The sequence below is a fragment of the Streptomyces sp. NPDC048352 genome, from assembly GCF_040651895.1.
Lineage (GTDB): Bacteria > Actinomycetota > Actinomycetes > Streptomycetales > Streptomycetaceae > Streptomyces.
The window spans coordinates 1-16,767 of the sequence record NZ_JBEZKZ010000068.1; the positions used below are offsets into that span (position 1 = coordinate 1).

Sequence of the window (16,767 nt, forward strand, 5' to 3'; positions counted from 1 at the left end):
GGCGGCGGCCGTCACCTGAGCCGGCGCAGGGTGCGGCCGTCGGCGGAGCGGTGCAGGTGCCGGCTCGCGGCCGTCTGTCGTACGCGTGCAGCGTCGCCGCGTCGAGGGCCGGCCGCGCGTCCGCGTCCCGGCCCGGCCCGTGCGCCCCCCCCTGTCACACCGTGTGCTTGTGGAGCACGGACAGGTGGAAGCGGTCGCGGTGGGGTGCGGGTTCGTCGCTGCCCGGGAGGGCGAACACCGCGCAGACGTCGGCGGGGCGGGTGAGGATGCTCGACTGTTCGCCGAAGGCCAGGACCGGGTTGGCCTCGTGCCGGCACCGCGCGGCGTCGAGGGCGGCGATCAGGTCCTCGCGCAGGACGGTCGCCTCGTACTCCCCGGCGTTCGCGAGGACGAGGGGCGGCAGCCTGACCGGCGCACCCGGGCGCAGCCGTATCCAGATCCCGCTGACCTTCCGCTGCGTGACGACGAGGTCCAGCCCGTCCCAGGAGTGCGGGTAGCCGTCGAAGTCGGGGCCCTTCATCCGGATGACGGGGTGCGGGCGTCCGGGGCCGAGGAGCGCCTCGGCCCCGGACAGGGGCATCCCGCAGTGGAGCGGGCCGATCCGGCCGGTCGAGGCGAAGTCCACCAGCAGGTTCATCAAGGTCACGCCGGTGACTGTGGCATCTCCCCCGGCGGTGCGCACGCCGTTTTCATCCGTGTGGGCCGGGCCCGGTGCCCGGCCCACACGGCGGGTCTCAGCCGCGCCGGGCGCGCAGGAGGCGGAACGCCGCGTAGAGGGCGGCGGCGGAGAGGGCGAGGACGAGGGAGGTTTCCATGAGTTGCGTCGGCCAGTAGTGCGACGCCGGGTGGAACTCGGCGTAGCGGGCGGTGACGTGCAGGTCGGCGAAGCATGCGGCCGCGTCGTGCTTCCGCTCGATGCAGGTGTGCGCGGGCAGCCGCCCGCCCGTGGCGGTGAGGAAGCCCACGTCCGTCAGGAGGGCGTCGTGCGGTACCAGTCGGGCCGGGTTCCCGGACAGGGGCATGGTGGCGGTCTGCGTGGACAGGACCGACCAGCGCAGGGAGCCGAGGCCCAGCAGCACCAGGCCGGTGAGGAGGCCGGTGACCGCCATGGCCGCGAGGGTGCGCCGGACCAGCTGCCCGACGAGCGCTCCGAGGGCCACCCCGAGCAGGCAGTACGCGACGAGCACCGGGCCGGTGGCCTCGTACGTTCCCCGGTCGGACCAGGCGAGCTGGTAGGTGCCGGCCACCCGGTCCCAGCCGAGGCGGTACACCGCGACCAGCGCGGCCGATCCGAGGGCCGCCACCACGGCGGCGACCAGGACCTTCGCACCGAGCCAGGCCCTGGGGGTGGTCGACTGGGTGAGGGCGAGCCGCCAGGTGCCGCTCTCCAGTTCGCGGGCCGTCATGGGACCGGCCACGAAGGCGCCCACGAGCACCGGCAGGAGCAGCAGGTAGGTGCCGCCGAACTCCATGAAGAGCCGCAGTACGTTGTACCCGCGGTTCGGGTACGGGATGCCGCGGGGGCCGGCCCACATCCGCAGGGCGACGACCAGGGCCAGTCCGGCGGCGATCAGGGCGGGCACCGCCCACGCCGCGCGCCGGTGCTGGCGGACGGTGGCCCAGTAGGGGCCCTTCAGCGTCAGCGTGCTCATGCCCGCACCCCCGCGGCGGCGAGGGAGTCGGCGGCGGCGAACGACGGGGCGTCGGGGGAGCGCAGGTGCGCGAGCAGGAGTTCCTCCAGGGACGGGTGGGCCACCTGCCAGGTGCGGCCGTCGACGGGCCCGCCCGGCCGCACGAGCGCGGTGAGCTGGCGGCCCGTCGTACGGCTCTCCACGACGGTGTGGCGGGCGAGTTCGGCGGCGGCGCCGACGGGGCCGGTGAGCAGCCGGTGTGCCGCGCCGATCTCGTCGATGGGGCCGGAGAGGCGGATCCGGCCGCCGTCGGCGAGGAGGAGGTGGTCGCAGGCCCCCTCCAGCTCGGTGAGGATGTGCGAGGACATCAGCACGGAGGTGCCGTTCTCGGCGGCGTCGGCCATCAGCACGCCCATGAGCTGGTGCCGGGCGAGCGGGTCGAGGTCGGCCATCGGCTCGTCCAGGAGCAGCAGGCGGGGGCGCTTGCCGAGGGCGAGGGCCAGGGCGACGCGGGTGCGCTGGCCGCCGGAGAGCGTCCGGATCCGGCGGTCATGGCCCAGGCTCCCGCCTTCCACGATGCGTTCGGCCGTCTTCGCGTCCCACCGGCCCGGGTTGAGTTCCGCGCCCAGGCGCAGGGTCTCGCCGACGGTGAGCTGCGGGTAGAGGGGCTTGTCCTGCCCCACGTAGGCCAGTTCCTCGCGCGGCGCCGTGCGCAGGGTGCCCTCGGTGGGGAGGGCGAGCCGGGCCGCGAGCGTCAGCAGGCTCGACTTGCCCGCCCCGTTCGGGCCGACGAGTGCGCAGATCCGGCCTTCGGGCAGCCGGAACGAGCACGCGCGCAGCGCCCACTCCCCCCGGCGTCCGTAGCGCAGGCCGAGGCCTTCCGCCTCGATCACGATGTCCGTCATGCGGTGTCGTCCCCCTTGAAGTGCTGGTCGAGTACGGATGCGAAGAGGGCGGCCACGTCGTCCCGTTCCATCCCGGCGGCTCCGGCCCGCCGTGCCCAGTCGGCGAGTTCGTCGTGCAGCGGAGAGCCGGCCGGGGCACCGCCCAGGGACTTCCGGATGAAGGTGCCCATCCCCCGCTTCGCCTCGACGAGTCCTTCGCGTTCCAGTTCGCGGTAGGCCTTGAGGACGGTGTTGGGGTTGATGGCGGTGGCCTCCACGACCTCGCGCGCGGCCGGCAGTTTGTCGCCGGGCTCCAACAGGCCCAGGCGCAGGGCCTGTTTGGTCTGCTGGACGATCTGCAGGTACGTGGCGATGCCGCTGCGCCGGTCGATGCGGTATTCCAGCACGCCCCATCACCACCCTTTCACTAGGCAAGTAGTGAAAGGGTCGGGCAGAGGGGCACCTCCTGTCAACTGCCCGCCCCCTGGCCGGAAAGGAATCACGGCGGGCGTCCCCCCGGTGCCCGCTCCCTATGCTGACGACATGATCGACATACCTCTCTCGGCGCTCGAAGTGGCGATGGTCCAGACCGGCACCCGGGCGGTGGACACCCTGCGGGACACCGCGGCCTTCGCGCAGGAGCTGGAACGCCTGGGCTACCACCGGATCTGGTACGCCGAGCACCACCACTCCCCCGCGATCGGGGCCTTCCCGCCCGTGGTGCTGACCGCCCACGCCGCGGCCTCCACCTCCGGCATCCGCCTCGGCTCGGGCGGCGTGCTGGCCCCCAACCACGCACCCCTCACCCTGGCGGAACAGTGGGGAACGCTGGCCGCGCTGCACGAGGACCGCATCGACCTGGGCATCGGCCGCGGCCCCGGCACCTTCGACGAAGCCATCGCACGGGCGCTGCGCCGCGGGGCCGGGCCGACGACGGACGCGGAGTACCGCGACGACGTGGCCGCGGTCCTGGCGTACCTGGTGGACGAGGTGGCCCTCGGCCCGCTGCCGGAGCCGTGGCTGCTGGCCTCCAGCAGCGAGGGGGCCGCTCTGGCCGCGGAGCTCGGGCTGCCGGTCGCCCTCGCGCACCACATCCGGCCGGAGAACACCCGCGCGGCCCTGGAACGCTACCGGGCGGCGTTCACCCCCTCCCGCTGGTGCGAGCGGCCCCGGGTGCTGCTGTGCGTGGAGACGGTGTGCGCGGAGACGGAGGAGGAAGCCCAGTGGCGCGGCGGCCCGATGAACGTCGTCAAGGCCGGGCTCCTGAAGGGCGTGAGCGACATGCCCTTCCCCACGCCGGCGCAGGCGGCCGCCCACCCCTTCACGGAGCAGGAGCAGCAGGCGCTGGCCGGCTTCCGCGCGCAGCAGGCCGTCGGCACCCCGGAGACCGTCGTGCGGCGGCTCGCACGACTGGCCGCCGAGACCGGGGCGGACGAGCTGATGCTGACCACCCCCGTCTACGACCTCCGCGACCGCGTCCACTCGTACGAGCTCGTCAAGAAGTACTGCGGGACCTGAGAGGGGGGCGGGGCCGCTCGGGCGCTACTTCTCCAGCGCCCGCACCGCCCGGCGCTCCAGGTCCACGCAGCGGTCGACGCGTTCCGCGCAGGCGTCGAAGAGCGCCCGGCGTTCCTGCGCGCCGGCCTGCGGGTCGGCGTCCCGGGCGAGCAGGGCCAGTTCCGACCACTGGCCGGCGGACTCGCGGAACAGTCCGGCGGCCTCCGGACGCCCGGCGAGGTCGAGGAAATCGGCGTACAGCGGCCGGGTCGCGCCCGGGGCCGTCCACTCCTCCTCCAGGCAGGCGTACAGCCGTCCGGTGCCGGCGCGCAGGGCCTCCGGCGAGCTGCCGAACCGGTGCTCCCAGCCGGCCGGGGTGGTGCCGTCGCGCAGCTGGGCGGCGAGCTTCTCCATGCCGCTGAAGCCGAAGTTCACGTCGAACTCGTTCCCCAGCACGGGCCCGGTGAGGTGCGTGACGGTGGAGGCGATCGCCCCCGCCACGTCCGGTTCGCCCTCGGGCGGCCCGGTGGGCACGATCAGCTGGTGGCGGCCCTTGCGGTGCGCGGTCCAGGCCGCGCCGAACTCCTCGCGGTCGATCCGGTAGGGCGTCTCGGCGCCGTCCTCGACCAGCAGGTCGTCGCCGTCGTAGCCGGCGATGACGACGGTGTAGGGGTCGGTGCCGGTCATCGCGGCGTCCGGGTCGGCCGCGTGCCAGGGCAGCGAGGAGCGTTCGACCACGCAGAACGCCGGCTGCCCCTGGTCCAGGGCGGCGCGTACCCGGCCCCAGCGCGGGTTCATCGCGCGGGTGGCCTCGTACGGGACGCGCAGGCGGCCCAGCGCGACCTGCACCCAGGGCTCGGGATGGGCCTGGGCCACGATCGAGAGGATCGGCAGCCGCCCCTCGTACTCGAAGACGAAGTACATGAAGCCGATCCCACCGGCCAGGCCGGCCACCAGCTCCTCGTCGTGGACGCTGCCCAGGGCGTGCCTGATCAGCGAGGCTTCCCGGTGGCGTCCGGTCCCGAAGTCTTCGTATACGAGCACAGTCATGGGCCGAGCCTAACCGTACGGGACGGCCTCAGCCCTCGACGCCCGTGGCGGTGTGCGGGGCGCCGACCGGCTTGGACTCCGGGGAGCCGCGCTGGCGCAGGTACACGGACAGGATCGCCATCGACGCGACGGCCAGCAGCTCCGACTGCCAGTTCTGCAGCGACCGGTTCCAGAAGTCGGCCGAGGCCAGGTAGGCGCCCCAGCCGACCGGGTCCTGGAGCTGCCGCAGCTGCTCGGCGTCGTACGCCGCGACGCCGGTGACGGACTGGGTGAACCAGGACAGCAGGAACAGCACGGCCATCACCGTGCCGAGCGAGCGCGCGTACAGGTGCTGGCGCCAGTCCCCGGTGCCCGCCCAGCGCGGCGAGTCGGCGCGGGCGTGTCCGCCCATGCGCTGGTCGCGCTCGCTCTCGGGCCCGGCCTTGTGCAGTTCCTTCGACTCCGGGGAGCCGCGCTGGAGGAGGTACACGGTTCCGAAGATGTAGAGGAAGAACTGCAGGAACTCCGACTGCCAGTTCTCGGTGACGTCGACCGCGAAGTCGGAGGACATCAGGTAGGGCCCGAAGCCGACGCTCTCCAGTCCGTCGACGGCGAGCGCCTCGTTGAACTCGGCGTGCCCGGCGATCGCCTGACCGGCCAGTACGAGCAGGAACGCGGCTCCGAAGGCGAGCGTGAGGCTGTTGTCGCGCCAGAAACTCCGCCGGCCGCCGCGCCCGCCGCCCTCGTCCTTGCCGTCGGTGTCGTCGGCGGCCGCGCTCACCGGTGCATCACCCCGATGGCGAGGAAGTAGCCGAGGCCGCCCAGGATGAGCGTGAGACAGCCGGCGAAGAGACCTTTCATCTCATTCTCCCTTCAGCGTGCACTGGTACGGCCGGTCCGGGCGCGGCGTACATCCCGCGGCCACCACCTTCCAGCCGCCGTGGAACTGCGACAGGAACAGCGTGTCGTCCGTCAGCCGCAGCATCGCCTGCCTGCCGTACACCTCGGTGCCCCGTACGGGGCCTCCGCGCGGCAGGTCCTCACCGGACAGGGCCTCGGCGCAGGAACGCTTCTCCTCCTGCTCCAGCTGCTCGCGGGTGGCGGGCGCCAGCAGTTCGCACGCCCCGGCGTAGTCGGATGCGGTCAGGGCCCGCTCGAAGGCGGCCGCCGCGTTGCGGGCCGCATCCTGCCGGGGCGCCGGAGCCCCGCACCCGGCCAGCAGCGCGGCCCCGGCGGACCAGCCGAGTACGGCCGCCAGGGTGCGGGCGGTACGGGGCGCGGGGCGGGTACGCGGAGGTGGGGTGGTGTCCAAGCTGCTCCTCCTGCTGCCGGGCCGCGGGCGCACCCCGGGGTGCGCCGCCGTCCGGGGAGGGTTCCCCGGCGCGGGCCGTCCATCCCCCGCCGGAGGGGGAAAAGCACCCGTGTGCGGTACGGCCGGAAGCGACGGTTCACCCGGTCGGCCACGGGCGCGGCGGGCGCCGGCCGCCGCCGAACGGCCGCGCACCGCACGGCCGCTCACCGCACGGCCGTGCGCCCGGGGCCTCAAGGGCCGCCTGGGGTGAAGGTCACCGGGAGGCGCTGGGGGCCGCGCAGGCCGCCGGGGCGCCACGGGATCTCGTCCGGCGGGACGGCGAGGGCGAGCCCGGGGAGCCTGCGCAGGGCCGTACCGATGGCGATCTGCCCCTCCAGCCGGGCCAGCGGTGCGCCCAGGCAGTAGTGGATGCCGTGCCCGAACGCCAGGTGGGCGTTGTCCTGCCGGGTGATGTCCAGGCGGTCGGGGTCGGGGAACCGCGCCGGGTCGCGGTCGGCGATGGCCGAGGCGATGAGCACGGTCGAGCCGCGCGGGACGGCCACCCCCGCGATCTCGACGTCCTCGCGGGCGAACCGGGCGATGCCGGGGCTGACCGGGCCGTCGTAGCGGAGGAACTCCTCGACGGCGCCCGGCAGGAGCTCCGGGTCGCGGCGCAGCCGGTCGAGCTGGCCGGGGTGGGCCAGCAGCATCACGAGGCCGCCGCCGATCAGGTTGACCGTGGTGATGTAGCCGGCGGCCAGCAGCAGGAAGACCATGGCGATCAGCTCGTCCTCGGTCAGCCGCTGCTCCTCGTCCCGGGCGGTGACGAGGCCGCTGAGCAGGTCATCACCGGGGTGGGAGCGCTTGTCCTGGATGAGCGCGGTCACGTAGGCGCGCATGTGCTGCCACGCCTCGTTCACCACGGCGGGGTCCGGCGGCTCCTCGCCCCGGGTGATCAGGCGGTCCGTCCAGTGCTGGAAGTCGTGGCGGTCGTCCACCGGCACCCCCAGCAGTTCGCTGATCACCGCGACCGGCAGCGGCAGCGCGAAGTCCGCGACGAGGTCGGCGCGCCCGGCCGGGAGGACGGCGTCCAGCAGCCCGTCGGTGAGGGCCTGGATGCGGGGCCGCATCGCGGCCACCCGGTGGGCGGTGAACGCCTTGGAGACCAGGCGTCGCAGGCGGGTGTGGTCGGGCGGGTCGCTGCGGAGCATGTTGCCCAGCATCGCCTCGCGCTCCGCGCCGGGCAGCTGCCGCAGGAGGCGGGTGTCCGTGGCGTCGCGCACGTCGCTGCTGAGGCGGGGGTCGGACAGCGCCGCGAGCCCGTCCTCGTAGCGGGTGACGAGCCAGGCCTCCAGCCCGCCCGCGATGACGGCGCGCCGGACGGGGCCCTCCTCGCGCAGCCGCCGGTACAGCGGGAAGGGGTCCGCGACGAACGCCGGATCCGCGTAGGGCAGCAGTACCGGTGGCTCGCTCGTCCCGTCCCGGGGGGCGTCGCCGGTTTCCGTCGTCACCCGGCCATGATGCCGGGCGGAGCGGTCCCGCGGCGGCAGCGCCACGGCCGCGCGTACGACCGCCGGGGAAGCAGCCGCGCACCGCCGTCGGGGCTCGCGGGGCCGGCGTCAGGGTGGCGGGGCGGTGAGAGCCGGGGTCGGGCGGCTCCAGGGGTTGGGGAGTTCGCCGGTGACGGGGCCGCAGACGGCCGCGCCCCGGTCGTGGGCGGTGCGCACGGCGAGGGGGACGAGCGCCTCCGGGACGGCGTGGACCAGGTGGCAGAAGCGCTCGGGCGGATGACGGGCCGTCCACCCGGGCCGGCTGAACCGCGTGACGTACGTGGACCAGTCGCCCTCGAAGGTGACGACCAGGTCGGCGAGGCGCAGGTACCCGGGCGCGGGGTGGACGCCCGGGTTCAGGACGACGGTCCCCGCGCCGAGCCGGCGCAGCGAGCGGACCAGGCGGCGGCAGCCGCGCAGCCCCTCCACGCCGGCGCTCACCCGGTCGAGGAAGCAGCCGTCGGCCCCGTACCACTCCTGGTACCGGAGCATCTCGTAGTGGGCCTCCGCCGCGTCCCGGGCCCCGTAGGCGGTGTCGACGTAGCCGAGCAGCCGGGCGCCGGCCGCGCGCAGGGCGGCGGCCGCCGCCGTGAACGCGGGATCGGGGCGCGGGCCCGGACCGCTCGCGGGGTTGAGCACCACCGCGTAGGTCCGGGACGCCGCTCCGATCAGCAGGGCCCAGGCACCCGGGTCCTCCGCCGGATGGACGTACAGCGGCACGAGCAGGCTCATGGCACGCGGCTGCCGTCGCGGGCGGCCGCGCGGCCACCGCGGCCCGCGTCCCACAGCGAGGCGAGCATCTCGTCCAGCCGCCGCTGCGGGCGCCACCCCAGCGCCCGGGCCGCGGCGGTGATGTCGGAGCACTGCCACGAGACCTCGGCCGAGCGGGCGGAGCCGGCCGTGCCGCCCGGGTCCTCCTCGATCCGCCCCCGGAAGCCCGCCCGGTGGGCCAGGCCGTGCACCAGCTCGCGCACCGGTACGGCCTCGCCCGCGCCGATGTTGAGCACCGGTGGCAGCGGCCCGGGCACGGTCGCCGCGAGTGCGGCCGCGCGGGCCACGTCCCGTACGTCGACGAAGTCGCGGTACGCGGACAGGTCTCCGAGGCGCAGCACCGCCCGCGGGTCCTGGCCGGCCGCGCCCAGCAGGGCGGTGATCCTGCCGGGCAGACCGGTGGCCGGCGCGCCGGGCCCGACCGGGTTGCCCACGCGCAGCACCACCGCGTCCAGGCCGGATGCGGCCACGGCGACCGTCCCGGCCAGCTTCGTGACGCCGTACGGGGTGACCGGGGACGCGGGGGCGGACTCCCCCACCCGGACGCCGAAGGCGCCCGGGCCGTACTCGGCGGCCGAGCCCAGGTGCACCAGGCGGGCCGCCGGGGCGGCCTCGCCGAGGGCCGCGCACAGGACGGCGGGGCCGCGGGCGTTGGCCTCGGCGAGCGCGACCGGGTCGCCCGCGGTCGCGCCCGCGCAGTTGACCACGGCGTCGGGGGCCGCCGCCGCGAGGGTCTCGGCCAGCCGCCCGGTGCGGTCGGCGGCGAGGTCGATGCCGTACTCGGCGCCGGGCGAGCGCCCGCCGTGGAGGACCCGTACGTCCGCCAGGGCGCGGAGCCGGCGTGCGACGTGGGCTCCGAGGTAGCCGGTGGCTCCCAGGACGAGGATGCGCATGAGGTGCTCAGGCTCCCTTGAGCAGCAGGGACTTGCGGCTGGTGAACTCGGCGTTGGCCCGGTCGTAGTCGTCGGGGCGTCCTATGTCGAGCCAGTAGCCGTCGAACTCGTAGGCGTGCGGCGGGTTCTGGGCCCCGAGCAGGTCGAGGACGAGCTCGTCGAAGCCGAGCGGCAGCCCGGGGGTGTAGCCGTCGAGGGTGTCGCGGCTCAGACCGTACACGCCCATGGACACGCGGTAGTCCATGCTCGGCTTCTCGGTGAAGCCGACCACGCGGCTGGCGTCGGTGGTCAGCACGCCGAAGTCGATGCGCACCTCGCGCGCGTACGTGGCGATGGTCAGCGGCGCGCCGGAGGCCTCGTGGCGGCGCAGCACGTCGGCGTAGTCGAGGTCGGTCAGGACGTCGCCGTTCATCACCAGGAAGTTCTCCGGGAGTCGGTCCCGGAGGTTCAGCAGCGGGCCCATGGTGCCGAGGGGGCTCTCCTCGGTGGCGTAGTCGACGCTCATCCCCCACTGGGAGCCGTCGCCCACGTAGGCGCGGATGATCTCGCCGAGGTGGCCGATGGCGATGGTGCAGCGGGTGAAGCCGGCGGTCGACAGCTGGCGCAGCACGATCTCGAGGATGGCGTGCTGGTCGCCGATGGGGACGAGGGGCTTGGGGAGGGCAGTGGTGTAGGGGCGCAGCCGGACGCCCTTGCCGCCCGCCAGGATCACTGCGTACACGGGTTCCTCCATGGGGTGATGAGCCGGTGGGACCTGGGGTGGGAGGGGCGGGTCAGACGTTGTAGATGCCGGTCTTGTAGCGGGCGAGGTTGGCCGGGTCGCGGAAGAAGGCGACGGTGTGGGCCAGGCCCTGTTCCAGGGTGTGCCGCGGTTCCCAGCCGGTGGCGGCGGTGAGCCTGCTCGCGTCCGCGACGAGCCGCATCACCTCGGAGGCGGCCGGCCGCAGCCGCTCGGCGTCCTCGCGCACGTCGAGGGGGACCTCCATCACCTTGCCGATCAGCGCGACCAGGTCGCCGACGGAGATCTCGGTGCCGGTACCGGAGTTGAAGGTGCGGCCCACCACCCGTTCGGCGGGCGCGGTGCCGACCGCGAGGAAGGCCTGGGCGGTGTCCTCGACGTAGCTGAAGTCGCGGGTGGGGCGCAGGTCGCCGAGGGTGATGACGCGCTCCCCGGCCGCCACCTGGCCGATGACGGTGGGGATCACGGCGCGCATCGACTGGCGCGGTCCGAAGGTGTTGAAGGGCCTGAGGGTCACCACCGGGGTGCCGAAGCTGGCGTGGTAGCTGTCGGCGAGCCGGTCGCCCCCGGCCTTGGAGGCGGCGTACGGGGACTGGGTGTTGACGGGGTGGTCCTCGGTGATGGGGACGGTCCGGGCGGTGCCGTACGTCTCGCTGGTGGAGGTGTGCACCAGGCGGGGCGTGCCGAGGGCGCGGACCGCTTCGAGCACGTTGAGGGTGCCGGTGACGTTGGTGTCCACGTAGCTGTGCGGGGCCTGGTAGGAGTACGGGATCGCGATGAGGGCGGCAAGGTGGTAGGCGGAGTCGGCGCCTTCGAGCAGGCCGCGGACGGAGCCGGGGTCGCGCACGTCGCCGAGGACGATCTCCACCTGGTCGAGGACGTCGGGGGCCAGGGTCTCCAGCCAGCCGTAGGAGGAGAAGGAGTTGTACTGGACCATGGCCCTGACCCGGTGGCCGCGGGCGACCAGGGCTTCGGTGAGGTGGGAGCCGATGAATCCTTCGGCGCCGGTGACGGCTGCGAGCGGTGCGGAGGTCAACCGACCTCTCCTTTCGGTGGACGGGACGGTACGGGTACGGATGCGGTGGTGCGGCTGGGGCCGGCCGGGCGCCGTCGGGCGCCGGCCGGGTCGTCAGGCATGGGCGGCCGGCCGGCCGAGGAGCCGCAGCGCGCACCCGGTGAGGCACAGGGCCGCGCCCGCGCAGCAGAGCGGGAGGGCCGGCGGCCCCGGGAGCGGGCCGGACAGGGTGAGCGCGCCGGCGGTGACCGCGGCCGCGAGGCAGATCAGGGCGGGGGGCCAGGCGACTCCGAAGGCCTGGAGCAGCAGGGCGGTCCACAGGGTGGCCGCGAGCAGGGGCAGGGTGGCGGGGCCCGCTCCGGTGAACAGGGCGGCGGGCAGCAGCGGGAGGGCGTAGCCGAGCAGGCACAGGGCGAGGACCCCGGCCGAGCGGAGCCGGAAGGCGGCGGGGGTCGCGGACGCGCCGAGCGCGGCGGCCGACAGGCCCCGGTAGCGGTAGAGCAGCCATTCGGCCGGCCCCATGCTGACGGTGAGCACGATCACGGCGTACGGCTCCCGGCGGCCGGCCAGCAGCACGAGCAGGGCGGCGGCCAGCCCGAACAGGCCGTAGGGCAGGGAGCGCAGCAGCGGGGGTCCGGCGCCCTCGCCCGCCGCGCCCTGGCCGGCGTATTCGGTGCGCAGGGCCCGGCCGGCGGCGGCGGCGGTGGCGGCCAGCGCGGTGACGACCGCTCCGGTGCGCAGCGCGGGCCCCGGTTCCCACCAGGGCAGTGCGGCCGCGCCCGCGGCGAGCGGGGCGAGGGCGGCCAGCAGCAGCGGCTCCCGTCCCAGGACGAGCAGGACGCCGGCGGCGGCCAGGTACAGGGACTGCGCGGCCGCCGCCCAGATCACCGGGGAGCCCTGGGCGGGGATCGCGGCGGCGGCCGTGGCGAGCGCCGCGCCGAGCGGGGCCCCGCGCAGCAGGGTGCGGGCGGCCTCGCGGCGGCCGGCCGCCATCCTCAGGTAGGCGCGGTGGCCCAGGGCCTGGCCCCACGCCCAGGAGAGGACGCCCGCGGTGACGAGCGCGGCGGCGTGCTGTCCGGGCCGCCACAGGGGTGCGGTGAGCAGGTAGGCGAGGGCCGGCAGGGCGAACAGCACCCCGCGCAGCAGGCAGCGCAGGTGGTCGGGGCGCCAGGGGTCGGCCGCCGGGGGCGGCTCGGGGAAGGTGCGGGGCACCCGTTCGTACAGCGCGGCGGCGAGGGAGAAGATGTCGGGGTGGCCGTAGCGCCGGCGGATCGTGTCGGCGGACAGGCCGTCCGCCTCCAGCAGCGCGGCCACTTCGTAGGGGTGTACGGCCGGTCCGACCCGGTCGGCGAGTTCGGCGGCCAGCTCGCTCACGGCCTCGTCGTAGCCGTCGGCTCCGGGCGGCGTCAGCCCGAGGGTGACGGGGCCGGCGGGTTCCCGCGGCGGGGCCGGCCGCTTGGGCACGGCCAGCCGCAGCGCCAGGGTGTCGTCCTGTCCGCGGCGCGGTTCGAGGTCCAGGGGCCCGCTCATCCGGCGAGGCTCCCCGTTCCGGATACCGCCGCGGTGGCGGTGTCCTCGGGCGAGGGGCCGTCGGCCTTGGCCCAGGAGGGCACGGGGCGGGGCGGGCGGGCGCCGGCCGGGGCGGGTACCCGCGCGACCGGGGTGTCCGCGGGGGCCTCGTGCGCCGCCGCGAGGAGGCGGGGCGGGAGCGCGGGGGCCTTGGCGAGCAAGGGCAGTTCCAGGTAGACGGACCGGAAGGTGTCGATGGTCTGGCGCAGCGTGAACTGGTCGACGACCCGCAGCCGGGCCGCCTGGCCCATCCGCGCGCGGCGGGGGGTGTCGGCGAGCAGTTCCAGGGCTGCGGCGGCCATGGCCTCCGGGTCGCGCGGGGGGACCACCAGTCCCGTGTCACCGACGGCTTCCCGTACGCCGCCCACGTCGGTGGAGACGGTCGCGCGGCCGCACGACATGGCTTCGATGAGGGTGAAGGGGAAGCCTTCGCTGATGCTGGAGAGCATGACGACGTTGCCCGCCGCGTAGGCGTCCTTGATGTCGTCGACCCGGCCTTCGAAGACGACGGCTTCCGCGTGTCCGAGTTCGCGGGCGAGGCTCTCGCAGCGTTCCCGGTAGGCCTCCCCGCCGCGCGGGGTGCCGCCGAACAGGCGTAGCCGGGCTTCGGGGACCTCGCGCCGGACCAGGTCGAAGGCGCGGATCAGGGTCTCCAGGTCCTTGATCGGGTCGACCCGGCCCGCCCAGCTGAGGGTGGGGACGTCCGGCTCGGGTCCGGCGGCGGGGAACGCGGCGGGGTCGACGCCGTTGTACACGGTGCGTATGGAATCGGGGTGGGCGCCGCCCTCCTCCTCCCAGAGCCGGTTGTAGCGGTTGCCGGGGGTGATCAGGGCGGCCCTGCGGTAGCTCTCCTCGGCCAGCAGCCGGAAGAAGCCCAGCACGACGGCCTTGACGGGCCAGCGGTAGGGCGCGGTCCGGTAGCCGAGGTAGCGTTCGCGCAGGTAGACGCCGTGTTCGGTGAGCAGCAGCGGGACGTCGTGCCGGTCCAGTGCGGCGAGCCCCGGCAGGACGGCGACGCCGCCGCTGACGGCGTGTGCGACGCCGTGTTCCGGCGGCGGGGCGGCGAGCGGGCGCAGGGCGTGCTCCAGCAGGGTGGTGGCGGTGAGCGCGTCGCGCAGGGTGGGGCGGGACTCGCGGACGGCCAGTCCCGGCCGGTTCCACGCGGAGGCGAGGATGGAGACCGCGCGGTCGGCCCGCAGGAAGGGGCTCAGGTGCCCGTCCGCCGCGGCGCGCGCCATGGTGTACAGCGCCGGGGCGAAGCCGGCTTCGGCGAGCGGGTCGAGCAGGGCCGTGACGAAGCGCTCGTACGCGGCGGCCAGGCGCCGCTCGGCGCGCCCGCGCGGGCGGCGGCCTTCGGGCGGCGCTCCCCACATGGGAACGGAGCGGACCCCGAGGACGTGCGCGGGCAGGTCCCAGGCGAGGGACTCGCGGCCGGTGCCGGTGACCGCGATGACGTCGAAGCCGATGTCGGGCATGCCCTGGACGAGTTGGTCGCACCAGACGCTGACGCCGCCGTGGCTGTGCGGGTAGGTGCCTTCGGTGAGCAGGGTGACACGCGCCGCGACGGAGGGCCGCGCGCCGTGGTGAACGTGCATGGGTGGGCTCCACGGCCGGAGTGTGGGGTGGCGGAAGGGTCGGCGCGGCGGGTCCCGGCCGCGCAGGTGCGGCCGGGACGCGCGTACGCCGGTCAGCCCCGGGGGGCGGTGGAGCTGCGCTCGCGCACGCCGTCGGGGACGTGGGTGCGCGGGGCGGGGAGGGTCCCCGGGGCGGTGGCGGCCACGCCGCTCCGGTCGCCGGTGCCCGCGGTGGCGGCGGCCGCGGATGTCGGGAGGGTGAGGGCGATCGGCGTACCGGCCGCGGCCGTCCAGCCGGAGACCCGTCCCGCGTACGGGGTGCCGAAGGCGGCGGCGCCCTGGCGGGTGCCGGCCGGCAGGGTCGCCGGGGTGGCGAGGCCGTTCGGGGCCTCGACGGTGGCGGTGTCACCGATGCGGTACGCGGTGACGCGCCCGGCCCGGACGGCGTCCTTCCAGGCCGCGCGGCGCTGGAGTTCGACGCCGATGTCCTTCATCCGCGGGTTCTCGACGGGCGTGTTGTCCGCGAAGAGGGCGCCGTACCCGTCGAGGACCCCGTTCAGGACGGGGTAGGCGATGCGCTCCTCGGCGAGGTTGGACTGGTGGATGAAGTGCGGCTTCGGGTCGTTGGACAGCACGTGGCCGAGGGTGGTGCGGACCTCCTGCGGCACGATGTGGGCGGCGTACCCGGTGGCCGTGTCCAGCGGCGCGGGCAGGCAGGTGGTGGTGTCGGCGTGGTCCTCGCAGATGCCGCTGCCGCCCTGGGAGCGGCGCGTGTAGATCCAGTTGTACTCGTCGGTCTGCTCGACGGCCCGGCCCGCGTTGTAGAAGACGTTGATCGGGTAGCGGGCGACGGTGGCGGCCGGGCCGACGAGCCGCTGCTCGGGGTCGCGGGAGTTGTCCGAGGCGAGCCACTTGACGCCGTTGTCGGCGAGGGCCGGACCCAGGTTGGGGTTGTCCTGCGGCTGCTGTGGGAGCAGTTTCGTCCCCGAGTGCTCACCGGTGACCAGTTCGTCGTCGTGGAGGGGCAGTCCGGCGCTGTGGCCCCAGACGCGGTTGAGTGCGATCTCGTCGCCGATGGCGGTGCGGCTCACCCACTTGGTGGCGCCGGCGGGCGTGGTGGCGCACTTCCAGGGCACGGCGCTGACGTCCTGCTCGCAGCCGAGGTAGGCGTGCGTGTAGGTGTGGTTGACCCAGCGGAAGCGGTCGCGCTGGGCGAGGAGGACGTCGGCGAGCCCGTCGGCGCCGTTGTTGTCCTCGCGCTGGTCGAGGCTGCCGGCGCCGTTGTAGACCATGTCGAGGGTGAGGCCGCGGGCGCTCTGCCAGTCGGCGGCGTAGGCGGCGTCCTGGCCCGTCATGCGGATCGGGTTCGGGGTGCCGGCGCCGTTCGCGCAGTCCACGTCTCCCGGCGTGCAGTTGAGCACGCTGTCCCAGCGGTCGTCGGCGGCGAACACGTCGTCGACGTGGACGGCGAAGTAGTTGCGGGCCGCGCCCAGGTGGACCCCGCCGGTCATCCACTCGACGATGCCGCGGGCCAGCAGGCGGAACTGCTGCTGGTAGCGGTTGTAGACGAAGGTGACGACGAGTTCGCGCCGCCCGTCGTGGCGGTACTCGCCGACGAGGGAGCCCCGTCTGGGCGTGCCGGGTATGGGGGCGTCGACGTAGGTGGTGAAGTCGGCGCCGGGGGCGGGCTGGGCGAGGTAGGCGTAGCTCTCCCCGATGGCGGGCGCGTTGTCCTCGAAGGGCACGGCGCCGTCGAGGTAGCCGAAGGGGCCGCCGAGACCGGCCGGGGTGACGCCGGCGCGCACGCCGTCGAGGCTGCCCGCGTAGCCGCCGGAGGCGAAGTACTGGAGGCCGACCTGCGGGCGCGAGTAGGTGTACGCGTCGACCTGCGGGATGCCGTACGTCCGCTCGTAGGCGGTCAGGGCCGCCATCTCGGCGGAGCCGGCCGGGAAGGGGTTGTCGTTGGGCAGGACGACGGCCTGGTACCTGGCGCGCGGCCGGCCGTCGACGGTGTCGGCGAGGAAGGCGGTGTCGATCTGGGGCCGGCCCGCCCGGGTGAGGTCGACCTCGGTGTACGGGGTGCCCGCCGAGTCCAGCTCGGCCGCGATGGCCGCGGTGGTGGGCCCGCCGTCGGTCACGACGAGCACCCGTAAGTCGGTGCGCTGTGCGGGGGTGTCGGCCTGCGCCGCCCCCGTCGGCAGACCGAGTGCGGCGATGAGCGCCCCCGCCGTGACCACGGCCGTGCGAATGTTCCGCTTCATGCGGTGAAGTCCCCTCCCAGGCAGGGGTGAGCACGGCTCGTCACGAGCGGACGCACCCCCTCG

16 protein-coding genes are annotated in these 16,767 nt (G+C 75.0%); 1 reads left to right on the plus strand and 15 read right to left on the minus strand.

The features are described 5' to 3' along the window. Positions 1-154: 154 nt before the first annotated feature. From AB0D45_RS27235 to AB0D45_RS27250, 4 genes are all read right to left on the minus strand, one after another. Positions 155-646: a hypothetical protein gene (locus tag AB0D45_RS27235; protein WP_362463737.1), complete on the minus strand. Its 492-nt coding sequence runs from the start codon at positions 644-646 to the stop codon at positions 155-157. A gap of 88 nt (positions 647-734) precedes the next feature. Beyond that, entirely contained in the window at positions 735-1,652 is a 918-nt protein-coding gene (locus AB0D45_RS27240; RefSeq protein ID WP_362463740.1) for an ABC transporter permease, read from the minus strand. Next, positions 1,649-2,536 carry an ABC transporter ATP-binding protein gene (locus AB0D45_RS27245; RefSeq protein WP_362463743.1) on the minus strand — a complete coding sequence of 296 codons (888 nt, stop codon included), beginning with the start codon at positions 2,534-2,536 and terminating at the stop codon, positions 1,649-1,651. The genes AB0D45_RS27240 and AB0D45_RS27245 overlap by 4 nt, the downstream gene beginning before the upstream one ends. Then, positions 2,533-2,922, minus strand: coding sequence for a GntR family transcriptional regulator (locus tag AB0D45_RS27250; RefSeq protein WP_361611375.1), 390 nt, complete (start codon positions 2,920-2,922; stop codon positions 2,533-2,535). The genes AB0D45_RS27245 and AB0D45_RS27250 overlap by 4 nt, the downstream gene beginning before the upstream one ends. Before the next feature lie 136 nt (positions 2,923-3,058). Between AB0D45_RS27250 and AB0D45_RS27255 the strand changes: the two genes are divergently transcribed. Next, positions 3,059-4,033 (plus strand): LLM class flavin-dependent oxidoreductase, encoded by a 975-nt coding sequence (locus tag AB0D45_RS27255; protein ID WP_362463746.1) that lies wholly within the window; start codon positions 3,059-3,061, stop codon positions 4,031-4,033. A gap of 24 nt (positions 4,034-4,057) precedes the next feature. Here the strand turns inward: AB0D45_RS27255 and AB0D45_RS27260 are convergent, their stop codons facing one another. The 11 genes from AB0D45_RS27260 to AB0D45_RS27310 all read right to left on the minus strand — a co-directional run bounded on the left by AB0D45_RS27260 (position 4,058) and on the right by AB0D45_RS27310 (position 16,704). Next, positions 4,058-5,062, minus strand: a complete 1,005-nt coding sequence (locus AB0D45_RS27260) for a DUF4872 domain-containing protein (RefSeq protein WP_362463749.1) — start codon at positions 5,060-5,062, stop codon at positions 4,058-4,060. Between the two features lie 28 nt (positions 5,063-5,090). Next, entirely contained in the window at positions 5,091-5,822 is a 732-nt protein-coding gene (locus tag AB0D45_RS27265; protein ID WP_362463752.1) for a DUF6766 family protein, read from the minus strand. Between the two features lie 81 nt (positions 5,823-5,903). Continuing rightward, positions 5,904-6,353 carry a hypothetical protein gene (locus AB0D45_RS27270; protein WP_362463755.1) on the minus strand — a complete coding sequence of 150 codons (450 nt, stop codon included), beginning with the start codon at positions 6,351-6,353 and terminating at the stop codon, positions 5,904-5,906. Positions 6,354-6,583: 230 nt separating this feature from the next. Further along, positions 6,584-7,843: a cytochrome P450 gene (locus tag AB0D45_RS27275; protein ID WP_362463758.1), complete on the minus strand. Its 1,260-nt coding sequence runs from the start codon at positions 7,841-7,843 to the stop codon at positions 6,584-6,586. Positions 7,844-7,951: 108 nt separating this feature from the next. Next, positions 7,952-8,614 (minus strand): spherulation-specific family 4 protein, encoded by a 663-nt coding sequence (locus AB0D45_RS27280; RefSeq protein ID WP_362463761.1) that lies wholly within the window; start codon positions 8,612-8,614, stop codon positions 7,952-7,954. Next, complete coding sequence (locus AB0D45_RS27285; RefSeq protein WP_361610137.1) at positions 8,611-9,546, minus strand: NAD(P)-dependent oxidoreductase; 936 nt, start codon at positions 9,544-9,546, stop codon at positions 8,611-8,613. The genes AB0D45_RS27280 and AB0D45_RS27285 overlap by 4 nt, the downstream gene beginning before the upstream one ends. A gap of 7 nt (positions 9,547-9,553) precedes the next feature. Next, positions 9,554-10,267, minus strand: coding sequence for a nucleotidyltransferase family protein (locus AB0D45_RS27290; RefSeq protein WP_361610136.1), 714 nt, complete (start codon positions 10,265-10,267; stop codon positions 9,554-9,556). A 52-nt stretch (positions 10,268-10,319) separates the two neighbouring features. After that, positions 10,320-11,321 (minus strand): GDP-mannose 4,6-dehydratase, encoded by a 1,002-nt coding sequence (locus AB0D45_RS27295; protein WP_362463764.1) that lies wholly within the window; start codon positions 11,319-11,321, stop codon positions 10,320-10,322. A 93-nt stretch (positions 11,322-11,414) separates the two neighbouring features. After that, complete coding sequence (locus AB0D45_RS27300; protein WP_362463767.1) at positions 11,415-12,830, minus strand: hypothetical protein; 1,416 nt, start codon at positions 12,828-12,830, stop codon at positions 11,415-11,417. After that, a complete protein-coding gene (gene pelF / locus AB0D45_RS27305) occupies positions 12,827-14,464 on the minus strand; it encodes a GT4 family glycosyltransferase PelF (protein WP_362463770.1) in 1,638 nt (545 codons plus the stop codon). Before pelF ends, AB0D45_RS27300 begins: the two co-directional genes overlap by 4 nt. A gap of 92 nt (positions 14,465-14,556) precedes the next feature. Continuing rightward, positions 14,557-16,704 (minus strand): hypothetical protein, encoded by a 2,148-nt coding sequence (locus tag AB0D45_RS27310; RefSeq protein WP_362463773.1) that lies wholly within the window; start codon positions 16,702-16,704, stop codon positions 14,557-14,559. Positions 16,705-16,767 lie beyond the last annotated feature (63 nt).